The 12,521-nt window shown below is 53.7% G+C and carries 10 protein-coding genes; 8 read left to right on the top strand and 2 right to left on the bottom strand.

Features of this window, described 5'->3' with window-relative positions; genetic code table 11:
* The first annotated feature begins 169 nt into the window (after positions 1-169).
* The 6 genes from H4F65_RS03655 (at position 170) to H4F65_RS03630 (ending at position 6,976) form a co-directional block, all read left to right on the top strand.
* Positions 170-1,249, top strand: coding sequence for an ABC transporter substrate-binding protein (locus H4F65_RS03655; RefSeq protein ID WP_010276947.1), 1,080 nt, complete (start codon positions 170-172; stop codon positions 1,247-1,249).
* A gap of 42 nt (positions 1,250-1,291) precedes the next feature.
* Entirely contained in the window at positions 1,292-2,560 is a 1,269-nt protein-coding gene (locus H4F65_RS03650; protein WP_010276950.1) for an ABC transporter permease, read from the top strand.
* Between the two features lie 27 nt (positions 2,561-2,587).
* A complete protein-coding gene (locus H4F65_RS03645; RefSeq protein WP_010276953.1) occupies positions 2,588-3,406 on the top strand; it encodes an ABC transporter permease in 819 nt (272 codons plus the stop codon).
* A gap of 420 nt (positions 3,407-3,826) precedes the next feature.
* Positions 3,827-4,561 (top strand): SDR family NAD(P)-dependent oxidoreductase, encoded by a 735-nt coding sequence (locus tag H4F65_RS03640; protein WP_010276956.1) that lies wholly within the window; start codon positions 3,827-3,829, stop codon positions 4,559-4,561.
* Complete coding sequence (locus H4F65_RS03635) at positions 4,554-5,678, top strand: phosphotransferase (protein ID WP_039319839.1); 1,125 nt, start codon at positions 4,554-4,556, stop codon at positions 5,676-5,678. The genes H4F65_RS03640 and H4F65_RS03635 overlap by 8 nt, the downstream gene beginning before the upstream one ends.
* Positions 5,675-6,976, top strand: coding sequence for an aspartate aminotransferase family protein (locus H4F65_RS03630; protein ID WP_010681669.1), 1,302 nt, complete (start codon positions 5,675-5,677; stop codon positions 6,974-6,976). Before H4F65_RS03635 ends, H4F65_RS03630 begins: the two co-directional genes overlap by 4 nt.
* 34 nt (positions 6,977-7,010) lie before the next feature.
* On the opposite strand, the gene H4F65_RS03625 is transcribed toward H4F65_RS03630, so the two are convergent.
* Together H4F65_RS03625 and H4F65_RS03620 are read right to left on the bottom strand one after the other, a co-directional pair.
* On the bottom strand, positions 7,011-8,537 hold the full coding sequence (locus tag H4F65_RS03625) for a methyl-accepting chemotaxis protein (RefSeq protein WP_010681670.1): 1,527 nt from the start codon (positions 8,535-8,537) through the stop codon (positions 7,011-7,013).
* 398 nt (positions 8,538-8,935) lie between these two features.
* Positions 8,936-10,225: an acid phosphatase gene (locus tag H4F65_RS03620; RefSeq protein ID WP_010681672.1), complete on the bottom strand. Its 1,290-nt coding sequence runs from the start codon at positions 10,223-10,225 to the stop codon at positions 8,936-8,938.
* A 603-nt stretch (positions 10,226-10,828) separates the two neighbouring features.
* Between H4F65_RS03620 and H4F65_RS03615 the strand changes: the two genes are divergently transcribed.
* On the top strand, positions 10,829-11,851 hold the full coding sequence (locus tag H4F65_RS03615; protein WP_010681673.1) for a methionine ABC transporter ATP-binding protein: 1,023 nt from the start codon (positions 10,829-10,831) through the stop codon (positions 11,849-11,851).
* The gene (locus tag H4F65_RS03610; protein ID WP_010681674.1) at positions 11,844-12,503 is read left to right on the top strand and encodes a methionine ABC transporter permease; all 660 of its coding nucleotides are present in this window, start codon (positions 11,844-11,846) and stop codon (positions 12,501-12,503) included. The genes H4F65_RS03615 and H4F65_RS03610 overlap by 8 nt, the downstream gene beginning before the upstream one ends.
* Positions 12,504-12,521 lie beyond the last annotated feature (18 nt).

Genomic DNA, 12,521 nt, shown 5'->3' with positions numbered 1-12,521 from the left:
CCCGCCGCCGCGGTAGTAAAACATCAATAAAATTTTTGAATTGGCACAATTTATGCTCATATTTTTTTGCGTGATTGTGATGATACATGATGCATCAAAAATTCAGAGCACAAAAATTGTGGTTCGTATTTGACCTTATTACGTTGGCTAACACTCCAGGAGCGAAAAGATGTCCAAACTCAACAACACATCCAAAGCGAAAGGCCTCTTCAACCGTCCGGTACTGAAGAAAATAGCGGCCACGGCTTTTCTGGTGACGATGGCCTGTCAGGTGCAGGCGGAGTCCGTCACGGTGATCTCATTCGGCGGGTTAAACAAGGATGCGCAGGATAAGGCATTTTACAAACCGTTCGCCGCAGCGGGCAAAGGCACGGTGGAAGCCGGTGAGTACAACGGTGAAATGGCACGTATCCGGGCGATGGTGGAAACCGGACAGGTAGGTTGGGACGTCGTGGAAGTTGAAGGTCCAGAACTGATGCGCGGTTGTAACGAAGGGCTGTTTGAACCGCTGGACTGGTCAAAATTGGGCGATCAATCCCAGTTTGTTAAAGGCGCAGTCAGCGAGTGCGGCGCGGGGATCTTCCTGTGGTCTACCGTACTGACCTATAACGCGCAGAAGCTGAAACAGGCACCGAAAAGCTGGGCTGATTTCTGGAATGTGAAGGATTATCCCGGCAAGCGTGCGCTACGTAAAAGCGCCAAATTTACGCTGGAAATCGCGCTGCTGGCCGATGGCGTGAAGCGCGAAGATCTCTATACGGTGTTGGCGACGCCAGAAGGTGTCGATCGCGCCTTCAAGAAACTGAATCAGATCAAATCGAATATCCAGTGGTGGGAATCCGGCGCACAGCCGCTGCAATGGCTGGTGTCGGGCGATGTGGTGATGACCTCCGCGTATAACGGCCGCGTCGCGGCAGCGCAGAAAGAAGGACATGACTTCAAGATTGTCTGGGCCGACAGCATTTACGATCTGGATAGCTGGGCGATCGTCAAAGGTTCCAAACACAAGGCATTGGCGGAGCAGTTTATTGCGTTTGCCAATCAGCCGGAAAACCAGAAGATATTCGCCGAAAACATTCCGTACGGCCCGACCCACGTCAAAACCACCAGCCTGCTGGCACCTGCCGTCGCGGCTAATCTGCCGACCGCACCGGATAATCTGGCACAGGCCTTGCAAGTTGACACGGAGTTTTGGATCGATCACGGCGAAGAGCTGGAGCAACGTTTCAACGCTTGGGCCGCGCAATAAAGCCGCAGTGAGTGACCATACGTGATGATGGAGAAAGAGCCTATGTCCCAGAGCGATGTTGTCGCCGCTGTACCGTCTGGCGGAAACGAAGAAAATTCAACCTTGAAGCAGCAACTGTGGCTCGCGCAGAAAGCCTATAAGAAACGCTCTCTGCTGCTGATTGCGCCGCTGTTTCTGTTTATCGTGGTGAGTTTTCTCTTCCCGATCACCTCGATTTTGGGGAAAAGCGTCTCCAACCCGGAATTGCGTGACAATATGCCACAGACCATTGCCGCGATGCGGCTTTGGTCGGGCAACGATGTACCGGATGAAGCCGTCTTTCGGGCGCTGGTTGGCGATCTGCGCGATGCCCGCAGCAGCGGTAAGCTAAGCACGATCACCAAACGGTTAGGGTATGAAGGGTCGGAATACCGTACGCTGATTACCCGCACACTGCGTAAGCTGCCCGCCGAGGGCAGCAGCGACATACGTGCTCAACTGATACGTGAGCAGCCAATGTGGGGTGAATTGGCGACCTGGCAAACGTTCGACCGGGCGGCGCGGCCTTTCACCAGCTATTACCTGCTGGCGGTGTTTGATCACAAAGTCGATGCCACCACGCAGCAGATTGTCCCGCAGCCTGCCGATCAGGCGCTGTACGTCGACGTGCTGCTGCGCACGCTGCTAATGGCGGGCGTGGTGACGCTGCTGTGCGTGGGGCTGGGATATCCGCTGGCCTATTGGCTGGCAAAACAGCCGTCTAACCGCGCCAACCTATTGCTGATTCTGGTGCTGCTGCCGTTCTGGACATCGCTGATCGTGCGCACCGCGAGTTGGATTGTGCTGTTGCAGTCGGGCGGCTTGATCAACCGCTCGCTGATGCACATCGGCATTATCGATGAGCCGCTGGTGCTGGTGTTTAACCGCATCGGTGTCTATATCTCGATGACCCACATCCTGCTGCCGTTCTTCATTTTGCCATTGTATGCGGTGATGAAAGGCATTTCCCCAAACTATGTACGTGCGGCGATTTCGCTGGGGGCGCATCCGTTTATCGCCTTCTGGCGGGTTTACGTGCCGCAAACGTACGCGGGCGTGACGGCGGGAGCGCTGCTGGTCTTTATGATGGCGATTGGCTACTACATTACGCCTGCGCTGTTGGGTGGGCCGAGCGACCAGATGCTGAGCTATTTTGTCGCATTCTTCACCAATAGCACGATGAACTGGGGAATGGCGGCCGCGCTGGGGACGCAGTTGCTGATCATCGTGACGCTGCTGTACGTCGTGTACATCCGTGTCACTCGCACTAATGCGGAAGCGGCGGCGCACTAAGCACACCTTATATTGGGGAGATAACACATGAGACAGCAGGGTGAAGTGATGATCCGTCTGTGGAACACGTTCTTTAATTTTTACGGGGCGGCGATGCTGTTGTTTTTAATCGTGCCCGTGCTGGTGATTGTTCCGCTCTCATTTAATGCCGGTTCGTTTCTGAGCTATCCGTTGACGGGATTTTCTCTGCGCTGGTATCGCGAATTTTTCAACTCCAGCGAATGGCTGGGGGCGCTGGGCAACAGCCTGCTGATTGCGCCGCTTGCCACGCTGCTGGCGACGGTGCTCGGCGTGCTGGCATCGGTCGGGCTGGTACGCGGTGAGTTTCGTGGGAAGTCGCTGGTGATGGCTGTGCTGATTTCGCCGATGATTGCGCCAGTGGTGATTGTCGCGGTAGGGATGTTTTTCTTCTTCGCCAAGCTGTCGCTGCTGAACAGCTATCTGGGGTTGGTGTTGGCACATGCGATGCTGGGCGTGCCGTTCGTGGTGATCACGGTCACGGCGGTATTGAAGAACTACGATCACAACCTGACGCGTGCTGCCGCCAGCCTGGGGGCTTCGCCGCTGCTGGCTTTTCGCAAGGTAACGTTCCCGCTGATTGCACCCGGTGTGTTCTCTGGGGCGCTCTTTGCTTTCGCGACCTCGTTTGATGAGGTGATCGTCACGCTGTTCCTCGCCAGCCCGCGCCAGCGCACGCTGCCGCTACAGATGTTTGCCGGTATCCGTGAAAACCTCGACCCGACGATAGCCGCCGCCGCCACCATGATGGTCGGTGCTGCGCTCGTCTTGCTAATCGTGATGGAAATCCTGCGCCGTCGCTCGGAGCGTTTACGGAGTGGGGGCTAAGGTGGGGAATCGCACCACGTTAGGATGTGCCTCGTAATCTTTGTTTAGTATTGGTGGTTTGTTTCGTGCGCGTTGATAGCTTATTTCTCCCGTTACACCGTAGAGCGCACGACCAAGGGCGGCTCAGTTGCCGTCGCCCTTGGAACCCTGGCTTTTTGGCGGTTCATGATGCCGCTACGCGGTGCCTTCAGAGATAACGTTTTCCTGACGGACCGCCAGTGACGCGTTCCCGACGCGGCACTGGCTTTCGCAGCATCCATGCTGCTCATCCGGGAAAACGTTGTCTCTTCAGCATCATTTTACGCCAAGGAGAAAAATCGCTTTTTTGCTGAAAATTCCTTCAGCTTTTTTTAAAACTCAATTTATGATGCATCAAACACCATTTTGATGTGTCGCGTACAAAGGCTCAGGAGATTCGGTATGACAGTGCAAAAAACACTCTTGCTGACCGGCGCTAGCCGGGGAATCGGGCATGCCACCGTTAAGCATTTTCACGCGGCGGGGTGGCGAATCTTTACCGCGTCGCGCCAGAACTGGGCTGAAGAGTGCCCGTGGGCGGAAAAATTGCTTAATCACATTCATCTCGATCTGGAAGATATCGACAGTCTGCAACAGACGCTGCCGCTGATTAAAGAAAAGCTGGGCGGGCGGCTGGATGCGCTGGTCGATAACGCAGGGATTTCACCAAAGGGGGCAGACGGGCAGCGTCTGGGCGTGCGCGACACGGACTATGCAACCTGGCTGCGGGTCTTCAACGTCAATCTGTTTTCCTGCGCGCTGCTGGCAAACGGCTTGTTCGACGAGCTAAAAGCATCACAGGGCTGTGTGATTAATGTGACCTCGATTGCCGGATCGCGCGTTCATCCCTTTGCCGGCGTGGCTTACGCCACGTCAAAAGCGGCGTTGTCCGCGCTAACGCGGGAAATGGCCTTTGATTTTGGTCCACACGGCGTTCGCGTGAATGCGATTGCGCCGGGGGAAATTGAAACGTCGATTCTGTCACCGGGCACGGACGACATCATTGAGCGGCAGGTGCCGATGCAGCGTTTAGGTAAACCCGAAGAGGTAGCAAGCCTGATCTATTTTCTCTGCACTTCTGGGGCTTCTTATGTCAACGGCGCGGAAATCCACGTTAACGGAGGGCAGCATGTCTGACGGACGACGCACTGCACTTTTTCCCACGTTTCCCTCCGAGGCGTCCAATCAGCCGGTGTTTGCCGACGTTGCACCGCATAGTGACGAGCTGATGATGCAGGCCGCCCCGCAGGTTTCCTGTCAGCAGGCATTGGCTATCGCGCAGCAAGAATATGGCTTGTCTGGGCAGATGGCGCTGCTTCAGGGCGAGCGTGATATGAATTTCTGCCTGACGGTCACGCCCGATGAACGCTACATGCTGAAAGTCATCAATGCGGCGGAGCCTCCCGACGTCAGTGATTTTCAGACCGCGTTGCTACTGCATCTTGCTCAGCAGGCACCCGAATTGCCCGTACCGCGCATCAGGCCGACAACAGCGGGTCTGCCAGAAACGTGGGTTGAAATTGATGGCGTACCGCTGCGCGTGCGGTTGGTGAGCTATCTCGCAGGCATGCCGCACTATCTGGCTTCGCCTTCAACGGCACTGATGCCGCAACTGGGCGGCACGCTGGCGCAGTTGGACAACGCGCTTCACGGCTTTACGCATCCGGCGGCGAACCGCTCTCTACTGTGGGATATCAGCCGCGCAGAGCAGGTGCGTCCTTATCTCGATTTCGTTCCTGAGCGACAGCAGTATCAGCATCTTCAGCGCACTTTTGACCGTTATGACAGTCATGTCGCGCCTGAATTGACGATGCTACGCCGCCAGGTCATTCATAACGATCTGAACCCGCATAACGTGCTGGTAGACGGTTCGTCGCCGACGCGGGTCACTGGCATTATCGATTTTGGCGATGCCGTCTTTGCCCCGCTAATCTGCGAAGTGGCGACGGCGCTGGCGTACCAGATTGGCGATGGCGCGGACCTGCTGGAACAGGTTGTGCCGTTTATTGCCGCCTATCACCAGCACAGACCGCTGACATCGGCGGAGATCGCACTGTTACCGGATTTGATTGCGACCCGCATGGCGCTGACCCTGACGATTGCGCAGTGGCGGGCATCACGCTATCCCGACAATCGGGAATATCTGCTGCGCAATGTGCCGCGCTGCTGGCACAGTTTGCAGCGCATCGCGACCTATTCCCATACCCAGTTTGTGACTCGCCTACAGCAGGTTTGCCCGGAGAACGCGCGATGAATCAGAGAGAAATCACGCCTGAGATGACCACGACAGAGGCGTTGCTGGCGCGCCGTCAGCGAGTATTAGGCAGCGGCTACCGCCTGTTTTATGAAGAACCCCTGCATGTTGCACGCGGCGAGGGTGTGTGGCTGGTCGATCATCAGGGGAAACGCTATCTGGATGTCTATAACAATGTGGCCTCGGTCGGACATTGCCATCCAGCAGTGGTTGAGGCGATGGCGCGACAGAGCGCACAGCTCAATACCCACACGCGATACCTGCACCCTGCGATTATTGATTTCGCGGAAGATCTGCTGAGTGAATTTCCTGCCGAGTTGAACAATGTGATGCTGACCTGTACCGGCAGTGAAGCCAACGATCTGGCATTGCGCATTGCCCGACATGCGACGGGGGGAACGGGGGTGTTGGTGACACGCTGGGCGTATCACGGTGTGACCAGCGCGCTGGCAGAACTGTCGCCGTCGCTGGGGGATGGCGTGGCGCGCGGCAGTCACGTGAAACTGATCGAGCCGCCGGATACCTATCGCCAGCCCGGTGCATTTCTTCGCAGTATTCGTGAGGCGCTGGCGCAGATGCAGCAGGAAGGCATTCGTCCTGCCGCGCTGTTGATCGATACGATTTTTTCCAGCGATGGTGTGTTCTGCGCACCGGAAGGCGAGATGGCGCAGGCAGCCGCGCTGGTTCGTCAGGCGGGCGGACTGTTTATCGCGGATGAAGTGCAGCCGGGGTTTGGGCGCACCGGGGAATCAATGTGGGGCTTTGCGCGTCACGGTGTTGTCCCCGATCTGGTGAGTTTAGGGAAACCAATGGGCAACGGGCATCCGATTGCTGGATTGGTTGGCCGTTCCGCGTTGTTCGATGCATTCGGGCGAGATGTCCGCTATTTCAATACGTTCGGCGGCAATCCGGTGTCTTGTCAGGCGGCGTACGCGGTGTTGCGGGTGATTCGGGAAGAAAAGTTACAGCAGAATGCCCAGCGCGTGGGTCATTACCTGAGGCAAGGGTTACAGCAGTTGGCGCAGGATTTCCCGCTGATTGGCGATATTCGGGCTTACGGTCTGTTTATCGGCGTAGATCTGGTCAGCGATCGCGAAAGCAAAGCGCCGGCAACTGAATTCGCATCGCAGGTGGTGAATGCTATGCGTCAGCGCGGCGTGCTGATCAGCGCGACGGGGCCAGCGGCAAACGTGCTGAAAGTTCGCCCGCCGCTGGTGTTTCAGGAAGAACACGCCGATGTGTTTTTAACCACATTGAGCGACGTGTTAAAGGTCATCGGCACCCGCACGTGGGAATAAGCAATCGTGCGGGTGACGTGAAAAGGCAAGGTGATTAGATACGGAACGCCGCAACGGCATGGCTGAGTTCACCCGCACGTTCGGACAGCGAACTGGCGGCTGCGGCGGCTTCGTTTACCAGCGCGGCGTTTTGCTGCGTGACCGTTTCCATCTGTGAAATCGCGGTATTAATCTGCCCGATGCCCAGACTTTGTTCATTGCTGGCGGTGGAGATTTCGGTCACGATCGAGGCCACGCGTTTGATGTCTTCCACCACGCTTTGAATCGTGCTGCCCGCGTCGATGACGGCATGGTGTCCACGGTTTGCCTGTTCGACGGACGTCCCGATCAGTTCTTTGATCTCTTTCGCCGCGTTGGCGCTGCGCTGTGCCAGCGTGCGAACTTCGCCCGCGACTACCGCAAAGCCTCGTCCCTGTTCGCCCGCTCGTGCGGCTTCCACGGCGGCGTTCAGCGCGAGGATGTTGGTCTGGAACGCGATGCCGTCGATCACGCTGATGATATTGGTGATTTTCTCTGCGGATGACACCATCTGCTGCATTACGGATGTCACATCGCCCATCATCTTGCCGCCGTCAACCGCGCGCTGTGAGGCGGTGGTTGCCAACTGGCTGGCGTGAGCAGCATGGGTGGCATTCTGTTTGACCGAGGAGGTCATCTGTTCCATTGATGCCGCGGTTTCTTCCAGTGAACTGGCCTGCTGCTCGGTACGAGAGGAGAGATCGATATTGCCGCTGCTGATCTGACTGGATGCCGTCGCAATAATATCGGCGTTGCTGTGTACGCGCTCAACGATATCGGTCAGGTTCAGCACCATTTCCCGCAGTGCAGTTTGTAGCTGTCCCATTTCATCGTTCGACGTAATCGCGATACGGTGTGTCAGATCGCCATCTGCCACTTTTTTGGCTAAATCCACGGCATTTTTTATCGGTACGGCGATCGATATAATCAATCGCCAGCCGGATAAGGCAACGATAACTATCCCGACCAGAAGGGTAATCACTACGGAAAATAATATGTTACTGAAACTACGTTGTGATTCAGAGTAGAGTTCCTGGCCTACATCAGATTGTAATTTAATCAACTGGTCGGCAGTCTTTTGTAGCGGCGCGTATTGGCTTTTTAAGGTGTGATTAATAATATATTCTAATGCATCTTTATCATTCTTCTTAATTGCATTAATGGCGGGAATAACGACTTTATCGTTGTACTGCTTGTATAACATTGCAAATTGTTCTTCTAATAATTTCTCATCGCCCGTTAAATACGTCTTGCTGTATAAATCCCATTGCGAATCATAAATTTTTTGTGCATCTGCGATGTGCTCCAACCCGGTTTTGACATTGTTTGGCTGTGAGAGATCAACGCTGGCGATTTCAAACATCACGGTGTTCACCTGTCTGGTGATGTTGTCCAGATAACCCAGTGCTATCAGCCGATCCTGATACAGGGTTTTCATCGATTGGTTAGTGTTGTTCATGCCAAACAGCCCGATAAGAGAGACAATCAAAAGCAATAATGCCATTAACAACATAACCGAAATTAATTTAATTTTAATGCTCATAAGTACCTCTAAATTACTCCCAGATAAGGAGCGGTATTCCTATATCGACAGAAAAAAGAGAATATTTATGTTGAGACTAACTAAAATTAAAAAATGGCATCAGGGGACTTGTGATAGCGTTCATTTACATTAATTTACAAATCGGTTGGCATTCTATGCTGTTTGGGTGGTAGTCATTAAAATATTATCCTGCCCGGAAACTTACCGTTACAGCTAACTAATCGAAATAATATTTGAGGTAACGCCATAATTGCCGATTTTTAAAAAACCAGAGGCGTAAGTTTTTAAAAAATGAAACAAAACCACGGTGAGGATAATAAAATTCCGTGATCAAATAGTATTCCACCGTGTGATGTCCTTCTTCCCCGCGCAGGAAAATGCGGGGAAGAGGCGAGCCGTTACCGATGCTGAGCTAACTGCACGGCGTCATGCAGATTAAGGCGCTGCCAGAAATTCTGTGGACCTCTATCGCCCGGTGCGCCGGAGAGCGGGTACCCGTCAGCCAGCGCGGTTTTCGCCATCAGGCTTCTGCGCTCGGTAACGGAGAGATGCGGAAGCACGGGATCAAGCAGGACTTCTGCACCTTCGGGAATGCTAACCGGAGACACCGCACCAGGTTGGGCTGGCAAGCCGTACGTCATTGTGTAGCGATAAAACGTCTTCATTTCCGGCGCGGCATAGGGATCGTCCTGTGGATCACTCTTGGCACAGGCGCTCAACGTTGTACCACAGGCTTTCTCTAACGCGCTGCGCAGCTCCGTCTTCGCCTGTTCAAACAGCCGACGATACTGTGGATCGTTGAGGTAGTGCGCCACATTGCGCTCGGCAAGCATCCGCGAACCCATCACGTCTAATGGATAATGCACGCCCAACACGATGCGCGAATAGCCATAGCGCGCGCCACGATCGATCAACGGAACGAAGCGCTCGGGGATCATTTCCGCTAACAGCAGAGCATCAGTGTAACCAGTGTTGGTATGCCCGCTTGGAAACGCGCCGCCGGAAGCGGTGTAGGGTTTGTTATCGCCAATCACGGCGGTATCCGGCACCAGATGAAGGGTGTTATTCGGCTGTAGGAAAGGGCGAGGATAGTCGAAATGCTGTTTAGCGGCGGACGTACTGACTTCAGACGCCTTGATTAAGGCTGCTGCTTTGCGCAGTTCACCGCGATTATAAGCGCTGATAAATGCATGGCCGAGTTTGGGGCCCAGTGCATCAGCCAGATAGTAGAGATATCCCTGACCCTCGGCATCCACGAGTGCCTGTTCGCGTTGGCCCTTGGTCGCTTCGCGGTTAATGCGCGTCACAATAGCGGTATTTTGCTGTAATACATCAGTAGAAAGGTGTGAGAAAGAATCCAGTAAAGCAATACCGGCCTGCTGGTTGGCCTTCACGGTGAAGTCATAGCCGCTGGCGTTTAGCCACTCGGTATCTGCCATCAGCGACGTTTGTTTCGCCTGATCCAACTGTACCCGAGTAAGCGTCGGCGCATCCCCCTGAATTGCTTTGCGCAGCGCGGACTGAATGCTTTGCTCCAGTTCAATAACCTGAGGGCGGTTATTGGCCTGCGTAGTGGTATCGACAATCGTGCCGATCGTCGCGCTATTCGGCTCAGACGCCGTTGCAAACTCAGAAAGCGGTAATAAGAAAAGACTGACAACAGGCAGCAGTGTGGAACGATAACGCATGGTGGCATCCTTAATTGGGAGGAAAAACGTTTGTCGGTGCGGGATCAGGCTAGGCGCTGATTGTGATGGTAATGTTGCAGGATATATTTTGAGATGCTTATCAACGCATTATCATGATTTGTTATGTTTGGTGACGCGGTGATCCCCCACGGGAATAACCGGAGGCGGTAGTTACCTATATAGAAGAAAAAGACATAAAAGAGTTTCTAAAAAACAGAAAGGTGATTTGCTTTTTTTATCATTGACGCAAAGCTCATTTCTCTCTACTTTAAACAGACGATTATTTTTTAATATTTAATTGATTTATAAGCAATTAATCTAATTATAACAAAAATGATAGACATAAATAGCCCGGTTATTCCTCAGCGCAAAAAGGCGATGGCGAGCCTACCCCTGTTAAAAATGGCAAGTGAAACAGTCCTGTGGGATAGGTTCAACGTCAACTAATGCGAAATAATTTTACCCACGAATACTGTTTTACCTACAAACAATGTTCACCTACGAACAGTAGTTTTACCCAAGAACAGTGGTTTTCTTACATCAAACAGGCATACGTTTGCGTATGTCGATAAATAGTCTGTAACAGCAGGAGTGAGTCAGGTAATGATTCGGTTAGAAAACGTGAGCGTTGATTTTCCCGCCGGTAAAGCAGCACAGTCCAGGGCGGTAAACAACGTCAACCTGACCATTCAACAGGGTGAAGTTTTTGGGATTGTCGGCACCAGCGGCGCAGGAAAAAGTACGCTGCTGCGGACGATCAATCTATTGCAGCGTCCAACCGAGGGACGCGTGTTTCTGGGCGACACGCTGATTAGTGATGCGTCCGGCCGCGAACTGCGTCAGCATCGGCAGCGTATCGGGATGATATTCCAGCATTTTAATCTGATGCATACCCGCAATGTGTATGACAACGTGGCGTTCAGCCTGCGTGCGGCGGGGAAGAGTAAAGAAGAGATTGCCTCACGCGTGCCGGAAATTCTGGCGCTGGTCGGGTTGCAGGACAAAGGGACAGCCTATCCGGCGCAGCTGAGCGGCGGGCAGAAGCAGCGTGTGGGCATCGCTCGCGCCATCGCCAACCATCCTGAAGTGCTGTTGTGTGATGAACCGACCTCGGCGCTGGATTTGGAAACGTCGGCGTCTATTTTGGCGCTATTGAAAAGTATCAATGTCCGGTTAGGTATCACGATTGTGCTTATTTCCCATGAGATGAGCGTGATTAAAAGTATTTGTCAGCGCATGGCAGTGATGACGGGCGGAAATATTGTGGAAGAGGGCGACGTCTTTACGATTTTCTCCTCGCCGCAGCACGCCTACACCAAACAGCTAGTTAGCCATACCAGCCCGGTCGAATTACCTGAGCGCTTTAAGCAGAATAATAAAGGCGTCTTGCTGAAAATACTCTTCGCCGATGATTCGGTAGAGCAACCGATATTATCCGACGTGGCACAGCAGTTTCAGGTATCGGTCAATATTCTGCACGGCAATATTGAATACATTAACGATCGCGCGTTGGGGCACATTATCGCTCAGATTTCATACCGTGACGATCCGACAGCGGATAATTTAGCCGCTGCTATTGCTTATATTCGACAGAATACCTTTGGGGTGGAGGTCATCAATGACTGAGTTAATCGGTGAATTAATCTTCGCCTTCGGTGAAACCTTCACGATGGTGTGTATTTCAACGCTCTGTGCGGTGATATTCGGCCTGCCGCTAGGTATCGCGATTTATGTGACCGATCGTCATTTATTCTGGCAGAACCGTTTTGTCTATCTGGTCTCGACCATTCTGGTGAATATCATCCGCTCGATCCCGTTTGTGATCCTGCTGGTGCTGCTGTTGCCATTAACACAGCTGCTGCTGGGGAACACAATTGGGCCAGTTGCGGCGGCGGTGCCGATGTCCGTCGCAGCGATTGCCTTTTATGCGCGTCTGGTGGATTCCGCGCTGCGTGAAGTCGATCCGGGTATTGTAGAAGCGGCGGAAGCCTTTGGTGCTAGCCCGACGCGTATCATTGCGACCGTGCTGTTACCGGAAGCGCTGGCTGGATTATTACGCGGCCTGACGATCACGCTGGTCAGCCTGATTGGCTACTCGGCGATGGCCGGGATTGTTGGCGGCGGCGGTGTCGGCGATCTGGCGATTCGCTTCGGCTATTACCGTTATGAAACCGAAGTGATGGTGGTGACCGTGATTGCGCTGGTGGTGTTGGTGCAGCTCGTGCAAACGCTGGGCGACATGTTATCGCGCCGGGCGAATAAGCGCGAACGCCGCTAAACCACGATAGAATAGGGT

It is taken from the genome of Pectobacterium brasiliense, assembly GCF_016950255.1.
Classification (GTDB): Bacteria; Pseudomonadota; Gammaproteobacteria; order Enterobacterales; family Enterobacteriaceae; genus Pectobacterium; species Pectobacterium brasiliense.
Note: the sequence above shows the minus strand (reverse complement) of the source record. Positions and strands in the feature narration are given on the sequence as shown.